The following is a 23,366-nucleotide window of genomic DNA, read 5'->3' on the forward strand; positions in this document are numbered from 1 at the left end:
AAATACGCCTCTTCCATGAGTTTGATTTCCCTCTGGTCGCCTAAGGTGCCACGGCACAACAATCGAACCAGTTCCTGTGTCCTATGAACCCAGACCTTTGCCAGTCTAGTGACCGTTCCGGCTTAACTGCCAATAAGGGTGACCCAAATCATGTACCGTTCGAATTATGGCGAAATGGCCGTCCAAACGAGTCCGGAGCCTTGCTCTTTCCACCATGCACGGACGCCGATTCCGGCCGGGCCGTAAGGCCTGTTCAGACCTCCGTGGCGGCATTTTGCTCCTGTAGACTGCAATCCTTATGGACAGTAGATACAGGTGCCATGGACGGTAAATCCAGGTGCCGGCCTGGGGGCTATCAGCGCGGCGCGGTCACCGCCGCACAGCCCGACCACAGTGCCGGCAAGCCCACTGGTCCGGGCAGCTGCCGACGACCTCCGGCCGGCCCCTAATGGAATGGCTCCTTGTTGCCGCCGGACTGCTGCTCATTCTCGGAACCGGTTTCTTCGTCGCCGTCGAATTTTCCCTTATTGCGCTGGACCAGCCCACTGTGCAACGTGCCGTTGACGACGGCGACGCCGCCGCAGTGCCGCTGCTCAAGTGCCTGAAATCCCTGTCGACGCAGCTGTCCAGCTGCCAGCTCGGCATCACCATGACCACGCTGCTGACGGGTTACGTCATGGAGCCGTCCGTGGGCGCGCTGCTCGAGGCACCCATTGCCGCCGTCGGCATCCCCGAGCCCGTGGCCGGTTCCGTCTCCCTGGTGGTGGCGATGGTGGTCGCGACGGGTCTGTCCATGCTGCTGGGCGAGCTGGTCCCGAAAAACATGGCGATCGCCCTCGCATTCCGCATGGGCCGGGTGCTGGCACGGCCGCAGCTGGTCTTCACGGCCATCTTCAAGCCGGCCATCGTGGTCCTGAACGGTTTTTCGAACAAGGTGCTGAACGTCTTCGGGCTGGAGGCCAAGGAGGAAATTTCCGGGGCCCGCACGCCTGCGGAGCTTGCTTCGCTGGTGCGCAGGTCCGCCGCCATGGGCACGCTCGATCCTGGAACGGCAAACTTCATTGCCCGCACACTGAACTTTTCCGGCCGCAGCGCAGCCGACGTGATGACGCCGCGGATCCGCGTCGAAACCATAGACGCCGACCAGCCGGTGTCGGACATCATCGACGCTGCCCGCCGCAGCGGTTACTCCCGGTTCCCCGTCATCGGTGAGTCGGCGGACGACATCCGCGGGCTGGTCCACGTCAAGAAGGCCATCGCGGTTCCTCCGGCCCGGCGGCGGAAGCTGGAGGCGGGTGCCATCATGACGGACGTCCTCCGGGTGCCCGAAACCATCCACCTGGACGCCCTGCTGGCGGAGCTGCGCGAAGGGAACTTGCAGCTGGCCGTGGTGCTGGACGAGTACGGCGGAACTGCAGGGATCGCAACCCTGGAGGACCTTGTCGAGGAAATCGTGGGCGAGGTGGCGGACGAACACGACAAGGTCCGGCCGGGCCTTCTGCAAAGTGCCTCCGGGGACTGGTACTTTCCGGGCCTGATGCGGCCGGACGAGCTCTCGGAGCAGATTCCCGGGCTCACCGTCCCCGACGAGGCCGCCTACGAGACGGTGGGCGGGTACGTCATGAGCGAGCTCGGACGGATACCCGAGGTTGGGGACACAGTGGAAGCGGGCGGCGGAACGCTCGCTGTTACCAGGATGGACGGCCGGCGCATCGACCGGATCTGCTTCAGGCCGCACCGTGAACCGCAGGACGGCGCTGTCCCGAACCAGGCCCACCCAGGCGCTGCGGTAAAACAAAGCGCTGCCGGTAACGGCGGCTCCAAAAACGGCGGCCCCAAAAACGGTTCCGCCGGCAAGAACGGTGCGTCCAAAAACGGTTCCGCCGGCAATGGGGCAGCCAGGAAGGGCGTGTCGGGCCACACCCCGTCAAGGCACAGGCCCGCAAATCACGGCCCGTCCGGGAACACCAAGACCGGGAACAACAAGACGGGGAACGGCGGCCGGTCATGAGCGACTGGGCGGGACTGCTCTGGTTGGTGCTGCTGCTCTTGGGCAATGCCTTCTTCGTGGCCGCGGAGTTTGCCGTCATGTCCGCGCGCCGGAGCCAGATCGAGCCGCTGGCCGACGAGGGCGTCCTGCGCGCGCACACAACCCTTCGGGCCATGGAGAATGTCTCGCTGATGCTGGCATGCTCGCAGCTCGGCATCACGGTGTGCTCGCTGCTGATCCTTCTGGTGGCGGAACCGGCCATCCACCATCTGCTGGCGGCGCCCCTTGCCGGGCTGGGTGTGCCGACGGAAGTTGCCGACGTCTCGGCCTTCGCAGTGGCCCTGATGCTGGTGACCTTCCTCCATGTGACGTTCGGGGAGATGGTGCCCAAGAACATTTCCGTGTCGGTTGCGGACAAGGCGGCGCTGCTCCTTGCCCCGCCGCTGATGTTCATAGCGAGGCTCGTGAACCCGGTCATCTCGGCGCTGAACTGGTCTGCAAACCACATCCTCCGGCTGATGCGCATCGAGCCCAAGGACGAGGTCAGCTCCACGTTCACGCTGGAAGAGGTGCAGTCCATCGTGCAGGAATCCACGCGCCACGGCCTGGTGGATGATGACGCCGGCCTCATCACCGGTGCCCTCGAATTTTCGGAGTACACCGCGGGCAGTGTGATGGTTCCGGTGGAACGGCTGGTCATGCTGAGGTCCGCAACCACGCCCCTGGAGTTTGAAAAGGCTGTCAGCCGGACCGGCTTTTCCCGGTTCCCAATGCTGGACGACGACGGCCTGCTGGCCGGTTACCTCCACATCAAGGACGTGCTCGCCATCCCCGAATCCGGTTACGAGCAGCCCATCGCGGAAAGCCGCATCCGGTCCCTGGCCAACCTCTCGCGCGAGGACGAGATTGAAAAGGCGATGTCCGTGATGCAGCGCTCCGGCTCGCATCTGGCGCGCGTTATCGGGCCAGGCGGGCAGACCGAAGGCGTGCTGTTCCTGGAGGATGTCATCGAGCAGCTCGTGGGGGAGATCCGGGACGCAACCCAGGCCAAGGGGATCCGCCGACTGGGCAGGCCCGACGCCGAATAGCGGCCCGGGTGCTTCGCATCAGCCCGCCGCCGTCGAGTTCTAAATAGGAATCATTCACATTTAGCGGTACACTCGACAGGGGGCCGCCCTCCCGCAAACAACATGTACAGAACCGAGGTCTTTCCGTGCCCGTCAACGTCCGCACTTCCCTTACCGCCGCCCTCGCCGGCTTCGGCCTGCTCCTCACGGCCTGCGGTTCGCCGGCGGCCGATACCGCAGGCGCAAAGGCCGGTGGCCGCATTGCCGTCGTCGCGTCGACGAACGTCTATGGGGACATCGTTGCGGCCGTCGGCGGGGACAAGGTCAACGTCTCGGCCATCATCTCCCGTCCAAGCCAGGACCCGCATTCCTACGAAGCGAACGCGCAGGACCGGCTGACGGTATCCAAGGCCAAGCTGGTCCTGGAAAACGGGGGCGGCTACGACGACTTCATCCACACCCTGGCGGATGACAGCAACGTGCCCCACGAGAACATCATCAGTGCCGTGGACGTGTCCGGGCTGGCTCCGGAAACTGGCGGCACCGGCTCAGCCCACGCCGAGGATGGGCATTCCCAAGTTCACGGCGACTTCAATGAACACGTCTGGTACAGCTTTGATGCCATGTCGCATCTTGCCGATGCCGTCGCAGCCAGGCTCGGCACGCTCGACTCCGCCTCCTCCGCCCAGTTCACCGCCAACGCCGCTGGGTTCAAGACCGGACTCGCCCAGCTTGAGAGTAAGATTTCGGCAATGAAGACCGCACACGGCGGCGCCGGTGTCGCCGTGACCGAACCGGTTCCCCTCTACCTGCTCGAAGCAGCAGGACTGGAGAACCGCACCCCCGCAGAGTACACAGCCGCCGTCGAGGAAGGCGCCGACGTTCCGCCCGCTGTCCTGAAGGCGGCCACCTCGACGGCCGCCTCAAAAGACACACGGTTCCTGGCCTACAACGAGCAGACGGAAGGCCCGCAGACGCAGGCCGTCAAAAACGCGGCCATCGCTGCCGGAAAGCCGGTGGTGAACTTCACTGAAACACTTCCTGACGGCAAGACCTACCTGGAATGGATGGCGGACAACGTGGACAACGTCAGCAACGCTCTGAAGAGCCAGCGTTGAACCCAGTCATCAGCCTCAAGCGTGCGTCACTGACATTCGGCCGCCGCACGCTCTGGGAAGACCTGGACCTGGACATCAATCCGGGGGAGTTCTTCGCCGTTCTGGGGCCCAACGGCAGCGGCAAGACCAGCTTCCTCAAGGTCCTCCTGGGGCTTCAGGAGCTGCACTCCGGCGAAGTAAGTCTCGGTGGCCACCCCGTGGAGCGGGGAAGCCGGATGATCGGCTACATTCCGCAGCAGAAGCCCTTCCTGCCCGACACCCCGATGCGGGCCCGCGACCTGGTGGGTCTCGGCGTAGATGGGCACCGCTGGGGAATACGGCTCGCTACCGCCAAGGCCAATCGCAGGATTGATGAACTTCTGGAACTCGTCGGGGCAAGCGACTACGCCAAGGTTCCCGTCGGGCAGCTGTCCGGTGGTGAGCAGCAGCGTCTTCGGGTGGCACAGGCCCTCGCTACCGACCCGAAGGTGCTGCTGTGTGATGAGCCGCTCCTGTCGCTGGACCTGCACCACCAGCAGGCCGTCAGCGCACTCATCAACAAGCAGTGCCATGACCAGAAGAGCGCCGTGGTGTTCGTGACCCACGAGATCAATCCGATCATCGACTACGTGGACCGCGTCCTGTACCTGGCCGGCGGCCGGTTCAGCGTGGGAACGCCGCATGAGGTCATGACCACCGAGGTGCTGTCCGACCTTTACGACAGCAACGTGGAAGTGATCCATGCCAACGGCCGGATCGTCGTCGTCGGTCTGCCCGACGCCACCACCCACCATCATGACGACGCACACGCCACTGCCGGGGAGGGTTCCTGATGGATTTGGAATCGATCCTGCAATCGGTGTTCAACTTCGAGAACTATGGCGAGCTGCTGGCGCTGGTGCAGAATTCGCTGTGGGCCGGCGCGGTGCTGGGACTCCTCGGCGGCCTCGTGGGGACCTTCGTGATGAAGCGGGACCTGGCGTTCGCCGTCCACGGAATTTCCGAGCTGTCCTTCGCCGGGGCCGCCTTCGCGCTCCTCATTGGGACTGATGTGGTGTTCGGGTCCCTGGTGGGTTCCGTGGCGGCTGCCTTGCTGCTCGGGCTCATGGGGGTCCGGGCGCGGGACAAGAACTCCATCATTGGCGTCATCATGCCCTTTGGGCTGGGGCTCGGTATTCTCTTCCTCTCGCTCTACGAGGGCAGGGCCGGCAACAAGTTCGGCCTCCTCACCGGGCAAATTGTGTCGGTGGATACCGTCCAGCTTCAGCTCCTGGCGGGAACCGCGGTGGCCGTAATGGCGGCGCTGTGCGCCATATGGCGCCCCCTGAGCTTCGCCAGCGTCGATCCGGAGCTGGCCGAGGCCCGCGGTGTTCCTGTGCGGTCGCTGGCCCTGGTTTTCATGGTGCTGCTCGGCGTCAGCGTGGCGCTGTCCATCCAGATCGTGGGCGCCCTGCTGGTCCTTGCCCTGCTGATCACCCCCGCGGCTGCCGCCTTGCGTGTTACGTCCTCGCCGCGCCTCGTGGTGCTCCTCAGCGTAGTGTTCGCCGTTTCGGCGACGGTGGGGGGAATACTCCTCGCCCTGGGCGGCCGCATCCCCATCAGCCCCTACGTCACCACGCTGTCGTTCCTGATCTACGTGGTGTGCCGGGTCATCGGCAGCGTCCGCGCGAAGCGCGGCCTCAACGGCAGGGTGATGCGGGCCGCGTAAGGACGCCCGCGGGGGTGCCAACCGTGGGGGGGTGCCAACTGCAGTTGCTGGCTACCGCAGCTGCTGTCTACTGCGCAGCGGCCTTGCGCGCCGAGCAGTCGGGGCAGAGGCCATAAATCTCCACCGTGTGGGCCACCTCTGTGAAGCCGTGCTCCTGCGCGGTCCGCGCGGCCCAGGTTTCCACGGCGGGAGCCTCCACTTCCACGGCCTTGCCGCAGTTGCGGCACAGGAGGTGGTGGTGGTGCACCGTCACGGTGCAGCGGCGGTAGACGGCCTCGCCGTCTCCATTACGCAGGACGTCCACAAGTTCCTCGTCGGCCAGCGACTGAAGTATCCGGTAGGCCGTCGCCAGAGAGACCGAGACACCCTTGTTCTGGAGTATCCGGTACAGCTCCTGGGTGCTCACGAAGTCATTGAGTTCGTCCAGGGCGGCGCTGACAGCGATCCGTTGCTTGGTGACGCGCTGCTCTTTCCCGGCGGCCGCCGTCGTAGGTGCCTGTGGTCTGCCGTCAGCGCTGGCGCGTTGTGGCATGGATAAACTCGCTTTTCTTTCGGGTAATGGCAAGCTTTAACGTTACCAGCAGGACCCGCGTGGACACTGATCGGGCCCGTCCCTAGGCTGGCTTCATGAAGCTGACAAAATTCACGCACGCCTGTGTCCGGCTCGAAAAGGACGGCCAGGTGCTGGTCCTGGACCCGGGCACCTTTTCCGAAACTGCCGAGGCGCTGGACGGCGCACACGCAGTCCTGATTACACACGAGCATGCGGACCACATCGATGTTCCGGCGGTGGCGTCCGCGCTCGGAAACAACGGAGGGCTGGAGGTCTTCGCACCCGAAGGCGTGGCGCAGAATGTGCGCAAGGAAGCGCCGGGTGCCGCGGACCGGGTGCATGCCGTGGAACCGGGTAGGTCCTTTGACGCCGCAGGGTTCGCGATCCGCAGCTTCGGCGGCCAGCATGCGCTGATCCATCCCCACATTCCGGTGGTCGCCAACATCGGGTATCTCGTGGATGAGAACGTGTACCACCCGGGCGACTCCTTCATCATTCCGGACGGCATTAGCGTCCGCACGCTCCTGGTCCCGGTGCATGCCCCGTGGAACAAGGTCAGCGAGGTGGTGGACTTTGTGATCGGCGTACGCGCGGAGCGGGCATTCGCCATCCACGACGGGCTCCTGAACGACACCGGCCTGGGTCTGGTGGAGGGCCATGTCAAGCGGATCGGAGCCAGGTACGGCACGGAGTACACCCATCTCTCGGCCCGGGAGTCGGTGGAGCTTTAGGGCTGCCAGACGCCCGATTCGAAGAACGACTTGAGGGTGTCCTCGTGTGGCTGCGGATCCAATCCCTGGGCGGCCAGCCACGCAGGACTGTAATAACTGCCGGCGTACCGGTCACCGCCGTCGCACATTAACGACACCACGCTGCCCCGTTCGCCGTCGGCGATCATCTGGGCCACGAGCTGCCAGACGCCCCAGAGGTTGGTGCCCGTGGACGGGCCGGCGTGCAGCCCCGCCAGCGTATGCAGGTGCCGCATGGCGGCGACGGAAGCCGCGTCGGGCACAGGGATCATGTGGTCAATGACCGAAGGCACGAAGCTGGGCTCCATGCGGGGCCGGCCGATGCCCTCGATCCGGGAAGGCAGGCCGGTGCTGTGATCCGCAGCGCCGCTCTGCCAGCCGGGGTAGAACGCGGAGTTTTCCGGGTCGACAACCGCCAGGGACGTGGCGTGGCGGTGATAGCGGAGGTAGCGGCCGATCGTGGCGCTGGTTCCGCCCGTTCCGGCTCCCACCACGATCCAGCGGGGGACCGGATGCTCCTCCATCGCCAACTGCTCGAAGATGGACTCGGCAATGTTGTTGTTGCCCCGCCAATCCGTGGCTCGCTCGGCGTAGGTGAACTGGTCCATATAGTGGCCGCCGCTCGTGGCGGCCACCTCGGCGGCGGCCGCGTACACCTCTGAGGCGTGGTCCACCAGCAGGCATGCTCCACCAAACTGTTCGATCAGGGCGATCTTTTCCGGGCTGGTGGTGCGGGTCATGACGGCGATGAACGGTAGGCCCAGAAGTTGCGCGAAGTAGGCCTCGGAAACAGCGGTGCTGCCACTGGACGCCTCCACGATGGTGGTGCCCTCGCGGATCCACCCGTTCACCAGCCCGAACAGGAACAGGGACCGTGCCAGCCGGTGTTTCAGGCTTCCGGAGCGGTGGGTGGATTCATCCTTGAGGTACAGCTGGACGCCCCAGTGCTCCGCCAGCGGCACGGAATACAGGTGAGTGTCTGCCGACCGGTTGTTTTCCGCGTTGATCTTGCGGACAGCCTCATCCGCCCATGCCCGGTCCCGGGTACGTGCCCACTTCACTTGATCTGCCTCTTCACCGAATCTGCCTGTTCACGGAATCTGCCTGTTCACGGAATCAGCCTACCGGCGCGGATGGCCGGGGCTAGAGTTGGTGCTGATCCGCCCGCGGCGGCTCCCCTGCGGCACACTTCAGGCGAACCCAAGGAGACAGATGCACACCCTCATTGACGTGGCCGGGCTGAACGCCCGGATGGCGGCCGGTCTGCGCACTGTGGTGCTGGATGTCCGGTGGGCGCTGGGGGATCCGGAGGGTCGCGGCCACTACCTGAAGGAGCACCTCCCGGGCGCGGTGTACGTGGATCTCCCCACCCAGCTGGCGGACCCGGCCGACCCTGCCCACGGGCGCCATCCGTTGCCTTCGCAGGCACGCTTCCAGGACGCGGCGCGGTCCTGGGGCGTACGCGACGGCGACGTCGTGGTCGCCTACGACGATGCCGGCAACACCTCCGCTGCCCGGGTGTGGTGGATGCTCCGGAATGCCGGCGTGCGAACCGTGTACCTGCTCGACGGCGGCCTGGCCGCCTGGCGCAGGGCGGCGTTGCCAGTGGAGAGTGGGGCTGTGGAGCCGGATACCGGCGACGTGACGTTCGCCGGCGGCGGCATGCGCGTGACCGACGCCGCCGGGGCTGCGGGCTGGGCCACCGGAGGGGTCCTGCTGGATGCCCGGGCGGCAGAACGGTACCGCGGCGAAGTTGAACCGGTGGATTCCCGGGCCGGCCACATTCCCGGCGCCGTCAGCGCTCCCACCACCGGGAACCTCGACGACGACGGCCACTTCCTTACGGCGGAGGAGCTGCGGCAGCGGTTCGCCAGCCTCGGGGTCGACGCAACGACGCCGACCGCCGTTTATTGCGGCAGCGGCGTGACAGCATCCCACGAGATAGCCGCCCTGGAGATCGCCGGTTTCAGTGCCGCGCTCTACCCGGGCTCATTCTCGCAATGGTCCAACGACGCCTCGCGCCCGGTGGCCACGGGGGCCGATCCGGGAAGGTGAGCAACGAAGCGGTGGCTGGCCGGTCGAACGGCAGTGGTAATTGGAACTCATCGGGGAGCCGCGGTAGCGTCGCCATATGACTCCTGGACGCCCCGTGCCCCCGCCGCTGAACCTGCGGATCCCACTGGCAGAGACCACCCCCGGACCCCTCGAGGGGCGCCTTGCGGCCGCCCGCGGCGCCTCGTCTGAATCGAGCGGACTCGTTGCGCTGACGGTTGCCCGGCGGGCACCGAAGGCCGACGACGTCGAGATTGCGATCGAGTTCTGCGGGCTGTGCCACTCGGACGTTCACGCCACCAGGGGCGAGTGGGGCGGCCAGAACTATCCCCTCGTCCCGGGCCACGAGATCGTGGGCAGGGTCAGCCGCGTTGGCGCGGCGGTGCAGGACTTTCGACCCGGAGACCGGGTGGGTGTTGGCTGCATTGTGGACTCGTGCCGGGAATGCGAGAGCTGCCTGGAAGGGCTGGAACAGTACTGCGAGCGGGGCCTGACCGGGACGTACGGTGCCAAGGATGCCAGGAACGGCGGTTCCATTACCCAGGGCGGTTACGCCACGTCCGTGGTGGTCGACCGGCGTTACGTCCTGCGGGTGCCGGAAAACCTGGACCCTGCGGCGGCAGCACCACTGCTCTGCGCTGGCGTCACTACGTTCTCGCCGCTGCGCCACTTTGGCGTCCGCGAAGGCCACACTGTCGGCGTCGTAGGCCTGGGGGGCCTGGGTCACATGGCCGTCAAACTGGCGAAGGCCATGGGCGCCGAGGTGAAGGTCTTCACTACTTCTGAATCCAAGGTGTCTGCAGCCCTTGAACTGGGCGCCGATGCGGTAGTGCTTTCCCGCGACGAGGAGGCGATGGCCGCTGAGAACCGGAGCATCGACGTCATTATCGATACCGTGGCCGCCCCGCACGACCTGAACCCGTTCTTCCGCACCCTTCGCCGGGACGGGGCATTGTTCCAGTTGGGGCTTCCCTCCGAGGCCATGCCGCCGGTCAGCCCCGGGGCGCTGATCAGGCGCCGGATCACCTACTCGGGGTCGCTGATCGGCGGGATCGCCGAAACGCAGGAGATGCTGGACTTCTGTGCCGCGAACGGCGTGGTGCCGGAGGTCGAAATCGTCCAGGCAGACCAGCTGAACGACGCGTACAACCGCATGGTGGCGGGCGACGTCAAGTATCGTTTCGTTTTGGATACATCCACCCTGCAGGACCCGTCGGAAAGGGCTGACGCATGAGCACGCTGTTCACCAAGATTCTCAACGGGGAGATCCCGGGTCGGTTTATCTGGCGCCAGCCGGACGTCTCCGCGTTCCTGACCATGGGACCCCTGGCAGACGGGCACACCCTGGTTGTGCCCACCGAGGAAGTGGACCGCTGGACGGACGCCTCGCCTGAGACGCTGGCCAAGGTCATGGAAGTGGCCCGGCGCATCGGTGCCGTACAGGTGGACACGTTCGGCGCCGCCCGTGCAGGACTCATCGTGGCAGGCTACGAGATCAACCACATGCACGTACATGTGTGGCCTTCCAACAGCATGGCGGAATTCGACTTTTCCACTGCGGAGCACAACCCCGATCCGGCAAGGCTGGACGCCAACGCGGAGAAGCTGCGCGCTGGCCTGCGCGACGCTGGCTACGGGGAGTTCGTGCCGGAGGCTTAGGCAGAGCCGGGTCGCCCGGACTTTGCCTGTTACGGGGCAGGGCCGGGCTGCTCGGACTGGCGTGTTTCACGTACCCAGGCTCCGGGCAGCCCCGTTCCTGGTAGGGGTGGTGCGGTGGATTGGTAGCTGTGGCCGGTGGGTGTGGTGATTTCCATGGTGTGCCTTGGCCCGGGTCTGGCTTGGGCTTTCCAGCCGGGGAGTTCTTTGGTGTGGTTGCAGGCTTCGCAGAGTCCGGTGCCGTTACTCAATGAGGTGGTTCCGCCGGCGTGCCAGGGGATGATGTGGTCGTGGTGGCGGATGGGGGCGTCGCAGTAGGGGGTGCGGCAGGTGTCGTCGCGGACTTGGATGAAGCGGCGCAGCAGTGCTGGGAAGAGTCGCCGGCGCGAGTCCATGGCCACCAAATCGCCGGTTCCTGGGGCCGTGTAGAGCCGCCGGATCCAGGTTTTGAGTTCTTTGAGGTTCTTGGCTGAATCGCGCGCAGCTGTCGGGCCGGTGCCGGATGGGAGGACATGGTCCTGCCGGTCCGCCGGCTGGAGCTGTTCCGGACTCCGGCGCTGGCCTTCACCCTCTTCTAGGCGTGCACCCTGCGTTATCAGGTTCCGGGCGAAGTCGGCGGGGACGATGCCGTAGCCGGGGATCCGGGCGGGTTCGGAGTCACCTTGCAGGAGGGTGCGGTCGGTCATGACGAGGTTGAGTTCGATGCCGGTGATGCCGCCGGGGGTGCCGGTGGTCCTTTCGACGAGAGTGTCGGCCTTGATCTGGTCACGGGAGCGCGGGTCTCCGGCGGCGTGGAGGGCGTCGGCGTGCCGGGTCAGCGCTGTATGGACGGCGACGCCCTCGTGGACGGGCAGCAGCGCTGTCAGGTAGGTCATGCAGTCCGGGGCCGGACGCAGGCTCACCCTCCGTTCGGAGGGGGCGTGGCTGGCACGTCGGGCGACGGAACGGGGGTCCCTGCGGATCGCTCCGGCGCGGACCGCGGCGATGATGGCCCGGGTCCCGGAGCCGTTGAAGGTTCCGGTATCTGCGGCGAGTTCTTCGTCAACGGCAGCCCGGTCCTCGACGCTCAGGCAGGCGGTCTCTTTCGCCATGTGCATGACCCGCTCTTCGTTCAGCTGCCCGCTGTCCAAGGCGGCCAAAGCGTGGGGCATCTGCGCCAGGGCCTTGGCGGTGCGGAGCAGCCGCTGCCCGCGGTGCGGGGACTCGCCCCGCGCCAGGGCGATCTGTTCGGCCGCGCCCATGTCACGGTCTTTACCGCGGTCCTTGCCCAGGTCCTGGGCGGCCAGGGGCGGGCGGTCGGTGGATTCCTGCCGCAGCCGGGCCTCGAAGACCACCGATACCCGCGCCTGCTGCCCGGCGAGCATGCCTTTGACGTCCTCGGAGGCGCGGAGTTGGTCGATCAGCCCGGCATTGTCGGAGGTGAGATCGGCGGTCAGGAGCGCACGCGCCGCTGCGATCCGGACCTCCAATCCCGGCCGCGCCGCGCCGGCACCGTCTGCGAACAGGACGTCGGCAAACAGGGCCTCTGGAAACGGGTCCTCCGGAAACGATGCCGGATACGCGCCGTCGAGGTCATCGTCATAGGGCAACCCGTCGTCCGCGAACTCCTCGAACAGGAAATCGGCATCTGCATCAGGGAACGCGCCAGCCCGCACAACGACGCGCGGCGCCGCTGCTGTCAGTGCTGACTTCCCGAAGACTTCCATGAACACAGTCTGCCAAGGGGGGCCGACATTAAAGGGCCGATCGGGTGCCAATTGAGGCCGCAATCCAAAAAGTTTTCGGATGCGCCGGAGAACCAAAACCAGGTAGCAGTTTAGGGCGTTCCCAGCCCTGAGAACGCCGCGAAATGCAACCTGCTTGGGCGCCGTGGTGAGCCGGAAGCCGATGGCGCGGCGCAGCGCCGTCGAACTGAAAATTCAGGTTCGCGCTGAAATAGCCCGCTGCGCTATGCCGCGAGCACCTTGTTCAGTGCCGTGCGGATCCGCTTCTCGGACACGGAATAGGCCGTGCCGAGTTCGACGGCGAACAGGCTCACCCGCAGCTCCTCGATCATCCAGCGCACCTGCGTCAGCTCGGCACCGGTGCGGCGGCCGGGCAGCAGGGCCGACACGGCGTCGTCGTACTCATCCTCCAGCTGCTGGACGGCCGACATATTCAGCGCATCACGCTGCACATTGCCGGGGAGCTTCTCCAGGCGCTTTTCAATGGCGGTCAGGTAGCGGGGCACCTGGCTCAGCTGTGCGTACCCCGTCCGGGCCACAAAGCCGGGAAAGACCAGCTGTTCAAGCTGGCTGCGGACGTCGTTGAGAGCGCTGATGAGCGCCAGGCTGCTGGTGCCTTTGAGCTGCTTTTCGATCCGCCGGGTGCTGGCGAGGATGCGCTCCACGACGGCTGTCACGCTGAAGACGGTGTCGATCAGCTCCGCGCGGACATGCTCGTACAGGGCATCGAACGCCGCCTGGTCCCAGGGAAGCTCTGCGGGCGTGAGCTTGTCCACCGCCGCCAGGACGCAGTCAGCGATCAGCGCCGACACGGAGCCGTGCGGGTTTTGGCTGAACGTCAGCTTCTCAGTGTTGTTCAGGTGTTCCAGGACGTAACGGTCCGGAGCCGGAACTCGCAGCGCGAGGAGCCGGATGACCCCTCCCCGCATGGCGTCCTGCTGCTCGGACGCCGTCTGGAAGACGCGCAGGCCGACGGTCTTCCCTTCGTCCACCAGTGCGGGAAAACCGGTGACGGTATGGCCCTTGACTGTGACACTGACTTCCCGCTGAAGCGTTCCGAACCGCCACTCGGCCAGGCCGGACTGTTCCGTGAACCCTGCGTGTGCCTGCTGCCGCCCGTCCTGCGCGGCCTGCGGCAGGCTCTTCTTCGGGGACCGCGGGTTCGTGGACCGCGGGCCGGTGGTGGCAGGGGTGGCGCCCAGGGACTCGGCGATGGCGCGGCGGGTGGCAGGAGCCAGCCGCTCCTGCAGCGCTTCGAGGTCCTTGCCCTCGTCCAGGACCTTGGCCCGGCTGTCCACTACCTTGAAACTCACACGCAGGTGCGGCGGAACCGCATCCCAGTTCCAGGACCCGGGCGGGACGATCTGGCCCTTCAGGCGGCGCAGCACCAACTCAAGAGAACCCTCCAGCTCGTCCTCGGCCGGATCGAAATCAGCCTCCAGCGCCGCCACAGCCTGCCGGGCGACGTCCGGTGCCGGAACGAAGCTCTTGCGGACCTGCTTCGGCAGCGACTTGATCAGCGCGGTGACGAGTTCAACGCGCTGGCCGGGGATCAGCCAGCGGAAGGGTGCGTCGTCGAGCTGGTTCAGGAAGAGGACCGGAACTTCCGCCGTGACGCCGTCGGCCGGGTTGGGCGTAGAGCCGGGAGCCACGGGGTGGAATTCATAGCTCAGGGGCAGTTCGAAGCCCTTGTGCAGCCACGTCTTCGGGTAGGCGGACTCCTCCAGCGCCTCGGCGTCCTCGCTCAAAAGAAAGGCCTCATCGAAGTCCAGAAGGGCGGGATCCTGCTGCCGGGCGTCCTTCCACCACTTGTCGAAGTGCCGTTCGGAGACGACGTCCTTGCCCACCCGCGCGTCATAGAACTCGAAGAGCGTTTCGTCGTCCACCAGGAGATCCCGGCGGCGCATCCGTGCTTCGAGTTCCTCCACTTCCTGCAGCAGGGCGCGGTTGCGGTGGAAGAACTTGTGGTGCGTCTTCCATTCGCCCTGGACCAGCGCATGCCTGATGAACAGCTCACGGGCCAGGACGGGATCGACCTTGCCGAAGTTGATCCGGCGCTGGGCGATGATCGGCACGCCGTAGAGGGTGACCTTTTCATAGGCCATCACGGCGCCCATCTTGGTGGACCAGTGGGGTTCGCTGTAGCTGCGCTTGATCAGGTGCGGCGCCACCTGCTCCGCCCACGCGGGCTCGAACCTGGAGGCCACCCGTGCCCACAGCCGGCTGGTTTCCACGAGCTCGGCCGCCATGACGAACGTGGGGGACTTCTTGAACAGCGCCGAGCCCGGGAAGATGGCAAAGCGGGTTCCCCGGGCCCCGGCGTATTCCCGCTTGCGTTCGTCGAGGATGCCGACGTGGCTCAGGAGGCCGGAAAGAAGGCTGATGTGGATGCCCTCGTGGTTGCCCACAGCGTCCGCCTGGCGCTTGTTGTCCAGGCTGATGCCCAGCGGCCTGGCCAGCTGCCGGAGCTGCGTGAACAGGTCCTGCCATTCCCGGACGCGCAGGTAATTGATGAATTCATTCCGGCACAGGCGGCGGAACTGGGTGGAGGACAGCTCCTGCTGCTTCTCGTGGATGTAGTTCCAGAGGTTCAGGTAGCCGGTGAAGTCTGAATTCTCGTCGCGGAAACGGGCGTGCTTCTCCGCGGCCAGCTGCTGCTTGTCCGTCGGGCGTTCGCGGGGGTCCTGAATGGTGAGTGCCGCCGCCAGGATCATGACTTCGCGGACACAGTCCCGTTTGCCTGCCTCCACAATCATGCGGCCGAGCCTCGGGTCCACGGGCAACTGGGCAAGCTTATGTCCGACGGCGGTCAGCCCGCCGCCGCCGTTGCGGCCGGCATTCCCGCCGTCCGCGGTGGCCCCTTGGGGAGAGCCAGTGGCTGCCTGCGGCGCACTCAAGGCACCGAGCTCCCGAAGGAGGGTCACGCCGTCGTTGATGGCCCGTGAGTCCGGCGGTTCCACGAACGGAAAGTTTTCAATGTCCTTGGGCCCGCGCGCGACTCCCATCGCGGTCATCTGCAGGATGACCGCCGCCAGGTTGGTGCGCAGGATTTCCGGATCGGTGTAGAGGGGCCGGGACTCGAAGTCCTCCTCGGAGTACAACCTGATGGCGATGCCGTCCGAGACGCGGCCGCAGCGCCCGGAGCGCTGGTTGGCCGACGCCTGCGACACCCGCTCGATGGGCAGCCGCTGCACCTTGGTGCGGTGCGAATAGCGCGAGATGCGTGCGGTACCGGTGTCGATGACGTACTTGATGCCGGGAACGGTGAGGGAGGTCTCGGCCACGTTGGTGGCCAGCACGATCCTGCGCTTGCTGCCCGGGTTGAACACCCGGTGCTGTTCCTGCAGGCTCAGCCGCGCGAACAGCGGCAGGACCTCGGTACCCGCCAGACGCCGGTTCGACTGCATCCTGGCCTGCAGGGCGTCGGCGGCGTCCCGGATCTCCCGTTCGCCGGAGAAGAAGATGAGGATGTCGCCCGGCGCCTCCAGGGCAAGCTCGTCGACGGCGTCGCACACCGCGTCCAGCGGATCGCGGTCTTCCTCGAGTTCGTCGTCGGAGGAGTTGTCCTCGTCATCTTCGCTTGAGGGGCCGCCGGCCGGCTGGGACAGCGGCCGGTAGCGGATCTCCACCGGGAAGGTTCGTCCGGACACCTCAACAATGGGTGCCGGTTCCTCGTCAGAGCCGAAGTGCTTCGCGAAGCGCTCGGGATCGATGGTGGCGGAGGTGATGATCACCTTCAGGTCCGGCCGCTGCGGCAGGATCCGCTTGAGGTAGCCGAGGATGAAGTCGATGTTCAGGCTGCGTTCGTGGGCTTCATCGATGATGATCGCGTTGTATTTGCGGAGCAGTTTGTCGCGCTGGATTTCGGCCAGCAGGATGCCGTCGGTCATCAGCTTGACCTTGGTGGACTTGCTGACCTCGCCCGTGAAGCGGACCTGGAAGCCCACTTCCTGGCCGATGTCGACGCCGAGTTCGGACGCTATGCGCTCGGCAACCGTGCGGGCAGCAAGGCGCCGCGGCTGGGTGTGGCCGATCAGGCCGTTCTCGCCCAGGCCCAGCTCCAGGCACATCTTCGGAATCTGGGTGGTCTTTCCGGATCCGGTCTCGCCGGCGATGATTGTCACCTGGTTGGCGGCGATCGCGGCCATCAGGTCCTCGCGGCGCTCGGAGACCGGCAGCTCGGCGGGGTAGGAGATGTGAAAAGTCATGGCTCCCACCAGTCTACTGCCGCGAAAAAGGACCCGGCGTGCGCCGGGTCCTTTGTGTTGGTGGGGGCTGAAGTTCTGGATGGATGGTGGAGGATTGACGGCGGGGCTAAAGGCCACGCGCGGCTAGAAGATGCGCATGGTGTAGTTGCTGCTGGGCAGGTCCAGGGCGGACCAGTCCCGGACCGAGGGTTCGGGAGGGGTGTGGCCGCGGCCATCCCGCAGAACGGCGGCGACGGTGGCGGCTGCTGCAACGAGGACCAGGACAAGGAGGGCGATTCCGAAGATTTCCATGTCTCCATGGTTCTCCTGGATGCGGGGAGAAAGAAGTGGCAGAAATGCCTAAAAAGTGCAATTTTCTGCCATACTGGAAACATGCTTAAATCAGTGGCTCTGATCGCGGTTCCGAACTTCTCGATCTTTGAGTTCGGTACCGCTTTTGAGGTGTTTGGCATCGACCGTTCGGACCGGGGATCAGGAGTGCCGCAGTTCGATTTCCGGGTGTGCACCCCGGTGCCGGGCGAAGTTCCGCTGAAGACCGGCCTCACCATGAACGTGAGCCTCGGTCTCGAGGCCGCTGCCGATGCGGATCTGGTGATCATGGCGCCCTACGGCAGGGAGGACGATGTTCCGGAATCGGTCCTTGATGCCCTGCGGGCAGCGCACAGCCGGGGCGCCTGGGTGATGTCGATCTGCTCCGGCGCGTTTGCGCTGGCGCGGGCCGGCCTCCTGGACGGGCGCCGTTGCACCACCCACTGGCACTACTCGGGAGAGCTCGCCGCCCAGTATCCCAGGGCTCTGGTTGATGAGAATGTGCTCTACGTCGAGGACGGCAGGATCATCACCAGCGCGGGAACGGCTGCGGGCATTGACGCCTGCCTGCATCTGGTAAGGACCGAATTCGGGGCTGCCGTGGCGGCGGCCATCGCCAGGGACATGGTGGTCCCGCCGCACCGTGACGGGGGCCAGGCGCAGTTCATCGACCGGCCCATGCCCGAGTGCGGCTCCCAGCCCATGGAGGAGCTCCTCCGGTGGATGGTGGAGAACCTGGATGAGGAACACCCCGTCCATGAGCTGGCCGCCCGCGTGCACATGTCGCCGCGCACTTTTGCCCGGCGGTTCCGTGCTGAAACGGGCGCCACCCCGGCTGCGTGGCTCAATTCCCAGCGTGTCCTGCGCGCCCAGGAGCTTCTGGAATCCACGGAACTGAACATCGACGAGGTGGCGCGCCAGTCAGGGTTTGGCCACCCCGTGCTGCTCCGGCATCACTTCTCCAAGGTGCTGGACACGAGTCCGCAGTCCTACCGCCGGGCATTCCGCGGCCAGATGGCCCCGGCAGGCTAAGGCTGGGATTCTTCCGCTGCTGCCCTGGTCGATTCCACCAGCACGCGCCACGGGCCGGTGACTTCGGTCTCCGGCAGCGTGGCGCGGCGTTGGCCTGCGCGGATGGAGTACGTGAAGCGGTCCGGCTGCCCGTCTGCCGTTTGCCGGGGGTCGGCGACGGCGTCCCACGGGCAGGCCTCGACGAGGGGCTGCCAGCGGCTCTTATCGCTGGTCGTGACGGCCAGCACGGTCCAGACGCGGGTGAGTGCGGCTATCCCGCCGCTGCGCTCGACTGTGATTTTCATGGCGAGGTTCCCGGGTTTCCGCGGCTGCCGGGAAGCGGAAAGTCACAGTCCCGGCGTCGGTTAGAGCTTTACCTTCACAGTCTCCCACGCACCGCGCACGGCGTCATGCTCTGCGGAGTGCTCTCCAAATAGTTCTTTGGCCGTCGCCGCTGTTGCTTTGGCGAAGGCTGTGAACGTGGCGGTCGGGCTCAGCGAGCCTCCCGTCAGGGTCTCGTACCAGATCTGTCCCGGTGCCTCCCAGGCGTTCCCGCCCAGGGTCTGGGCAACGAGGCAGAACGCCCGGTTTGGTATGCCGGAGTTGATGTGGACCCCGCCGTTGTCCGCCCTCGTGCGGACATACGAGTCCATGGAGTCCGGCTGCGGGTCCTTGCCGAGGACGTCGTCGTCGTACGCCGTTCCCGGAGCCTTCATGGAGCGCAGCGCCGACCCCTGAACCCGCGGCGTGAACAGGCCCTCGCCGATCAGCCAGGACGCCTCGGCTGTGGTCTGCTTCCGGAAGTACTGCTCTACAAGGGCGCCGAACACGTCGGAGACGGACTCGTTGATGGCCCCGGCCTGGTTGCGGTAGGCGAGCCCGGCGGAAAACTGTGTCACTCCATGGGCCAGTTCGTGGCCGATCACACTGAGCGAGCGGGTAAAGCGCTCGAAGACCTCGCCGTCGCCGTCGCCAAACACCATCTGCTGGCCGTCCCAGAAGGCGTTGTCATACAACTTGCCGAAGTGGACGCTGGCGTTCAGGGGCATTCCCTGGCCGTCGATGGAGTTCCGGCCGAAGGCATCCGCGTAGAGGCTGTGCGTATGGCCCAGGCCGTCATAGGCCTCGTCGGCGGCGGGGTCACCCGTGGCGGCGTCGCCCTCCTTCCGGACAACCTGTCCGGGCAGTGACTGGCCGGACTTCGCGTCGAAGACGGACCTGTTGACCGGGGTGGGCTGCAGCTGCCTGATGCCCGCCGGAACAGACGGCGCCGACGTCCGGGCCGCGTGCACCGCCCCGACGTGGAGCAGCGCTTCCCTGGCGGCGCGGGCCACGGCCGAAAACCGGGGGGAGCCTTGCGCGGCCAGGCGGCGGAGGATGTACGGCGGAACGATTGAACAGAACATGCCACTCACACTACGAACGGCCTCTGACATTCTTTGGCAGGCGCACTGAAGATGCAGAAAACCCCCGTCGCTTTCAGCAAGCGGCGGGGGTTTCTCTCTGTGCCCTCGATAGGATTCGAACCTACGGCCTTCTGCTCCGGAGGCAGACGCTCTATCCCCTGAGCTACGAGGGCATTCAGGGTTCCTGCCGTTCCCGGCCGGACGTCCTAGAGCTTAGCAGGAAGGTGGGCCGGAATGGAAAACGAAACCCCGTTCCTGCTCTACATCAGTATCCCGCAAAGGAATCCACGTGGATACGGCGGGCGCCCGCCTGCCGCGCGGCGCGCCGCAGCGAGCCCACGCTCGCCGGTGAGCCCGAGATGAAGACCCGCCGCTGGCCGATGTCCGGCACCAGCTGTTTCAGCGCGTGACCGTCCAGCCGTGTCCCTGGCGCCAGCAGCGCACCGGCGTCCTCGATGAAGTCCGGCGGCGCCGAGCCGTGGGCGAGCCGGGCAACGATGCGGGCGCCGGAACCTTCCAGTTCCGCTGCATAGGCGAGTTCAGAGGCGTTCCGGGCGAGGTAGAGAAGCGCGGTGTCGCGCTCGCGGGCCACGCCGCCGGAAAGGTGCGCCAAATAGGGGGTGATGCCGATGCCCGCGGCAATGAGCAGGACAGGGTCCTGCCCCTTCGGCAGGACGAAGTCGCCGGCGACTGTAGTGGCCGTGAGCTTCTCGCCAGGCCTGAGGGACAGGAGCTTGCGCTTGGCGGCGGAGACGGGGTCGGCGGTACCGACGCCGATCATCACATATTTGGCGTCGGGCTGGCTGGTCAGGCTGAAGACGCGACGCCTGCCCCGTCCGTCCGGCTTGGCGTGCGGAAGATCCAGTTCCAGGTACTGACCGGGCGCGTGGCGGAGCGGGCGCTGGGGACGGAAGACGAATTCAGTGGTCGTCGGCGTTAGCGCGCGGGAGTGGCTGAACAGCAGGCGGACGCTTCCACGCTGGCCCGCCAGGAAGGCAAGCAGGTTGCCGGCCAGCAGCGCCAGTTCCGGGGAGTTCGCCACGAAGCCGACGTTGAAGGGCGTGGCCAGCAGGATTCCGACGACGGCGGCCATCACCAGTTGCTGCCAGCGCCTTGGCGGCAGGGTAAGCGGCTCAGTAAGCATGAAGCCCGCAAAAAACAGCACGGGGCTTTGCGCCAGGGTTTGCCCCACGGCACTTCCCAGCCCGGCGCCAGAGGGCAGCTGCACCGCGGCCACCACCCCGGTGGCCACCAGGATAAAGACGGCGGCCATGAGGGTTTTCCGGGTCCGGTAGAGAACCAGCAGGATCCCCGGGACCAGGAGCCACAGCATGGCCGGGGTCCCCGCCCACCAGGTGGCAATGTTGAGGCCCGTCAGCCCGGTGACGAATGCCCCGGCGGCTGCGGGGTTAAACACGTGGCGTCCACGCCAGGCCAGGGCGTACTTGGAGGCTGACGCCAGGACGCAGGCCAGGGCCACCCCGGCCATGTCCATCGGGGCAAACGCCGGGCCAAGCTGTGTGGGCCAGAACAGAAAGTAGAGCAGTAGACCCGTGATCAGCGAGGATTCCGAATGCGGCTGGACCCGGAACAGCGCGGCCAGGGCGCGGTTGGAGGCGTACGTCAGCCCGAGGCAGAGAAGCAGGTGGGCGAGCATGTTGGGAATGCCGAAGGTCAGCCAGCCGAGGGCGTCGAGGAGCGGGCTGTAGGCGGCCAAGCCGGCAAGCACCAGCAGCACTAGCCTGTACATCGTGAACCGGCCCAGGTAGGCGTCCAGCGCGGTGACAGGTGAGGCTTGCTGCCGGGATGTGGTTGAGATCATGTGAACAGCGCTCCTTCGAATTCCGCGGAGTACTCCGCGCTGCCGTTGGAAAATACTTTGAGCCAGGAAAAGCGGAGATGCCGTGACAGGTCGCCGGCCGGAACCAGGAAGAGGGCGGTGGCGAGGGCGTCAGCTTCCATTGCCGTCTCTGCCCGCGCCCAGGTGGCCACCACCGTCCTGACCGGAGCCCCGGTGATGCCGTCAAGGACGTGATGGAGCCCGTCACCCCAGGCCCGTCGGTTCGACGCCGAAGCGCAGAGCGCGCCGGATTATTCCCTACCGTTTGCTGTGACATTGAGGGGCCATGTGGGTACCTTCCGGATTCCGCGCCACGACGGGCTCCCCGGTAGGCTAGGAGTGTGACTCCCGAAGAACTCTCCCTCGCAATATCCGCCTGCCTGAAAGACGCCGTTGCCGCCGGCGACATTGCCCTTTCCGAGGCGGCTATACCGGACTCCGTCCTGGTGGAGCGTCCGAAGAACCGGGAACACGGCGACTGGGCCACCAACATCGCCCTGCAGCTCGCCAAAAAGGCCGGTACCAACCCCCGCGAATTCGCCACGCTGCTCAGTGCCCGGCTCCAGGGCATCAGCGGCGTCGACGGGGTGGAAATCGCAGGTCCCGGCTTCCTCAACATCACAGTTGACGCTGCCGCTGCCGGGGCCCTCGCCAAGGCCATCGTCGAAGCCGGCAGGGAGTACGGCACCAATGCCGCGCTCGCAGGGCACACCGTCAACATGGAGTTCGTCTCCGCCAACCCCACAGGTCCGCTGCACATCGGCCACACGCGGTGGGCGGCCCTGGGTGACTCGATCGCCAGGGTGCTGCGCGCCTCGGGTGCCGACGTCACCGCCGAGTACTACATCAACGACGCCGGCTCCCAGATGAACGTCTTCGCCAATTCGGTGCTGTCGCGCCTGCACGGCCGCGACGTGCCCGAGGGCGGCTACCCGGGCGAATACATCCGCGACCTCGGCCATGAGGTGCTCACGCAGCACCCGGACATCCGCGAACTGACGGACGCTGCGGCCCTGCCCGTAATCCGCGCCGCGGCCTACGAGGCGCAGCTCAAGGACATCAAGGACACCCTCGCGGACTTTGGCGTCTCCTTCGACGTGTTCTTCTCCGAGCAGGAGCTCCACGACGCCGGCGCTATCGAAAGTGCCGTTGCCCGCCTTCGCGAGCAGGGCCACGTATTCGACGACGGCGGTGCCGTCTGGCTGCGCACCACCGACTTCGGTGATGACAAAGACCGAGTGATGATCCGCGCGAATGGCGAACCGACATACTTCGCCGCCGACGCCGCGTACTACCTGTCCAAGAAGGACCGCGGCTACACTGAGAAGATCTACCTCCTGGGCGCCGACCACCACGGCTACATCAACCGCCTCAAGGCCATCGCCGCAGCGGCCGGGGACGATCCCGAGGTCAACATTGAGGTCCTGATCGGCCAGCTGGTCTCCGTCAACGGCGCCAAGCTGTCCAAGCGAGCCGGCAACATCATTGAGCTCAAGGACCTGATCTCCTGGCTGGGCGCGGACGCGGTGCGCTATTCGCTGGCACGCTTCCCGGCGGACTCGCCGCTCACGCTGGACCCCGAGCTGCTCAAGAAGCACTCCAACGAAAACCCCGTGTTCTACGTGCAGTACGCACACGCGCGCTCCCGCGGCACCGCCCGTAACGCCGTGGCTGCCGGAGTGGACCGGAGTGCCTTTGACGCCTCACTGCTGGACCACGTCACGGAAAACGAACTGCTGTCCTACCTCGGCAGCTACCCCTCCATCGTGGCCAAGGCGGCGGAACTCCGCGAGCCGCACCGCGTGGCACGCCACCTCGAGGTCATCGCCGGCGCCTACCACCGCTGGTACGACGCCTGCCGGGTGGCGCCCATGGGCGACGAGCCCGTCACGGACACCAACCGCACCAGGCTGTGGCTCAATGACGCCACCAGCCAGGTGCTGGCCAACGGGCTCGAACTGCTGGGCGTTTCGGCGCCGGAACGGATGTGATTTGC

Annotated in this window: 19 protein-coding genes, 1 tRNA gene and 1 pseudogene; 11 read left to right on the forward strand and 10 right to left on the reverse strand. The window is 66.1% G+C overall.

What is annotated here, in order from left to right; translation table 11 throughout:
- Nucleotides 1-448 precede the first annotated feature (448 nt).
- From AC1DFE_RS01770 to AC1DFE_RS01790, 5 genes are all read left to right on the forward strand, one after another.
- The gene (locus AC1DFE_RS01770) at nt 449-2,011 is read left to right on the forward strand and encodes a hemolysin family protein (protein WP_476904198.1); all 1,563 of its coding nucleotides are present in this window, start codon (nt 449-451) and stop codon (nt 2,009-2,011) included.
- Nucleotides 2,008-3,078: a hemolysin family protein gene (locus tag AC1DFE_RS01775; protein ID WP_476904199.1), complete on the forward strand. Its 1,071-nt coding sequence runs from the start codon at nt 2,008-2,010 to the stop codon at nt 3,076-3,078. The genes AC1DFE_RS01770 and AC1DFE_RS01775 overlap by 4 nt, the downstream gene beginning before the upstream one ends.
- Before the next feature lie 125 nt (nt 3,079-3,203).
- Complete coding sequence (locus AC1DFE_RS01780) at nt 3,204-4,175, forward strand: metal ABC transporter solute-binding protein, Zn/Mn family (protein ID WP_476904200.1); 972 nt, start codon at nt 3,204-3,206, stop codon at nt 4,173-4,175.
- Nucleotides 4,172-4,987, forward strand: a complete 816-nt coding sequence (locus AC1DFE_RS01785; RefSeq protein WP_476904201.1) for a metal ABC transporter ATP-binding protein — start codon at nt 4,172-4,174, stop codon at nt 4,985-4,987. The genes AC1DFE_RS01780 and AC1DFE_RS01785 overlap by 4 nt, the downstream gene beginning before the upstream one ends.
- Complete coding sequence (locus tag AC1DFE_RS01790; RefSeq protein ID WP_476904202.1) at nt 4,987-5,862, forward strand: metal ABC transporter permease; 876 nt, start codon at nt 4,987-4,989, stop codon at nt 5,860-5,862. Before AC1DFE_RS01785 ends, AC1DFE_RS01790 begins: the two co-directional genes overlap by 1 nt.
- Before the next feature lie 67 nt (nt 5,863-5,929).
- Here AC1DFE_RS01790 and AC1DFE_RS01795 read toward each other — a convergent pair whose 3' ends face one another.
- The gene (locus AC1DFE_RS01795; RefSeq protein WP_476904203.1) at nt 5,930-6,394 is read right to left on the reverse strand and encodes a Fur family transcriptional regulator; all 465 of its coding nucleotides are present in this window, start codon (nt 6,392-6,394) and stop codon (nt 5,930-5,932) included.
- A gap of 95 nt (nt 6,395-6,489) precedes the next feature.
- Between AC1DFE_RS01795 and AC1DFE_RS01800 the strand changes: the two genes are divergently transcribed.
- Nucleotides 6,490-7,146 carry an MBL fold metallo-hydrolase gene (locus tag AC1DFE_RS01800; protein WP_476904204.1) on the forward strand — a complete coding sequence of 219 codons (657 nt, stop codon included), beginning with the start codon at nt 6,490-6,492 and terminating at the stop codon, nt 7,144-7,146.
- Here the strand turns inward: AC1DFE_RS01800 and AC1DFE_RS01805 are convergent.
- Nucleotides 7,143-8,225, reverse strand: coding sequence for a PLP-dependent cysteine synthase family protein (locus tag AC1DFE_RS01805; RefSeq protein WP_476904205.1), 1,083 nt, complete (start codon nt 8,223-8,225; stop codon nt 7,143-7,145). The two genes, AC1DFE_RS01800 and AC1DFE_RS01805, sit on opposite strands and share 4 nt — an antisense overlap.
- 151 nt (nt 8,226-8,376) lie before the next feature.
- On the opposite strand from AC1DFE_RS01805, the gene AC1DFE_RS01810 reads away from it, so the two are divergent.
- The 3 genes from AC1DFE_RS01810 to AC1DFE_RS01820 all read left to right on the forward strand — a co-directional run bounded on the left by AC1DFE_RS01810 (nt 8,377) and on the right by AC1DFE_RS01820 (nt 10,875).
- Entirely contained in the window at nt 8,377-9,219 is an 843-nt protein-coding gene (locus AC1DFE_RS01810; RefSeq protein WP_476904206.1) for a sulfurtransferase, read from the forward strand.
- 76 nt (nt 9,220-9,295) lie between these two features.
- Nucleotides 9,296-10,450: an NAD(P)-dependent alcohol dehydrogenase gene (locus tag AC1DFE_RS01815; RefSeq protein ID WP_476904207.1), complete on the forward strand. Its 1,155-nt coding sequence runs from the start codon at nt 9,296-9,298 to the stop codon at nt 10,448-10,450.
- Nucleotides 10,447-10,875 (forward strand): HIT family protein, encoded by a 429-nt coding sequence (locus AC1DFE_RS01820; protein WP_476904208.1) that lies wholly within the window; start codon nt 10,447-10,449, stop codon nt 10,873-10,875. The genes AC1DFE_RS01815 and AC1DFE_RS01820 overlap by 4 nt, the downstream gene beginning before the upstream one ends.
- Nucleotides 10,876-10,904: 29 nt before the next feature.
- Here AC1DFE_RS01820 and AC1DFE_RS01825 read toward each other — a convergent pair whose 3' ends face one another.
- From AC1DFE_RS01825 to AC1DFE_RS01835, 3 genes are all read right to left on the reverse strand, one after another.
- Entirely contained in the window at nt 10,905-12,578 is a 1,674-nt protein-coding gene (locus AC1DFE_RS01825; protein WP_476904209.1) for an HNH endonuclease, read from the reverse strand.
- A gap of 242 nt (nt 12,579-12,820) precedes the next feature.
- Nucleotides 12,821-16,804: an ATP-dependent RNA helicase HrpA gene (gene hrpA, locus AC1DFE_RS01830; RefSeq protein ID WP_476904210.1), complete on the reverse strand. Its 3,984-nt coding sequence runs from the start codon at nt 16,802-16,804 to the stop codon at nt 12,821-12,823.
- A gap of 123 nt (nt 16,805-16,927) precedes the next feature.
- Nucleotides 16,928-17,095 carry a hypothetical protein gene (locus tag AC1DFE_RS01835; protein ID WP_476904211.1) on the reverse strand — a complete coding sequence of 56 codons (168 nt, stop codon included), beginning with the start codon at nt 17,093-17,095 and terminating at the stop codon, nt 16,928-16,930.
- An 81-nt stretch (nt 17,096-17,176) separates the two neighbouring features.
- Here AC1DFE_RS01835 and AC1DFE_RS01840 point away from each other — a divergent pair, with 81 nt between their 5' ends.
- A complete protein-coding gene (locus AC1DFE_RS01840; RefSeq protein WP_476904212.1) occupies nt 17,177-18,145 on the forward strand; it encodes a GlxA family transcriptional regulator in 969 nt (322 codons plus the stop codon).
- On the opposite strand, the gene AC1DFE_RS01845 is transcribed toward AC1DFE_RS01840, so the two are convergent.
- The 5 genes and pseudogenes from AC1DFE_RS01845 to AC1DFE_RS01865 form a co-directional block, all read right to left on the reverse strand.
- Nucleotides 18,142-18,429, reverse strand: a complete 288-nt coding sequence (locus AC1DFE_RS01845) for a protealysin inhibitor emfourin (RefSeq protein WP_476904213.1) — start codon at nt 18,427-18,429, stop codon at nt 18,142-18,144. The genes AC1DFE_RS01840 and AC1DFE_RS01845 overlap by 4 nt on opposite strands.
- A 60-nt stretch (nt 18,430-18,489) precedes the next feature.
- Nucleotides 18,490-19,530: a M4 family metallopeptidase gene (locus tag AC1DFE_RS01850; protein WP_476904214.1), complete on the reverse strand. Its 1,041-nt coding sequence runs from the start codon at nt 19,528-19,530 to the stop codon at nt 18,490-18,492.
- Between the two features lie 100 nt (nt 19,531-19,630).
- Nucleotides 19,631-19,703, reverse strand: a tRNA-Arg gene (locus AC1DFE_RS01855).
- Between the two features lie 92 nt (nt 19,704-19,795).
- The gene (locus tag AC1DFE_RS01860) at nt 19,796-21,352 is read right to left on the reverse strand and encodes a ferredoxin--NADP reductase (RefSeq protein WP_476904215.1); all 1,557 of its coding nucleotides are present in this window, start codon (nt 21,350-21,352) and stop codon (nt 19,796-19,798) included.
- Nucleotides 21,349-21,621, reverse strand: a pseudogene (locus AC1DFE_RS01865) (FAD:protein FMN transferase); the annotation flags it as partial. The pseudogene AC1DFE_RS01865 and the gene AC1DFE_RS01860, both read right to left, overlap by 4 nt.
- A 90-nt stretch (nt 21,622-21,711) precedes the next feature.
- Between AC1DFE_RS01865 and argS the strand changes: the two are divergent.
- Entirely contained in the window at nt 21,712-23,361 is a 1,650-nt protein-coding gene (gene argS, locus AC1DFE_RS01870; protein WP_476904216.1) for an arginine--tRNA ligase, read from the forward strand.
- Nucleotides 23,362-23,366: the final 5 nt, after the last annotated feature.

This window comes from Arthrobacter sp. 05T423, assembly GCF_056396245.1.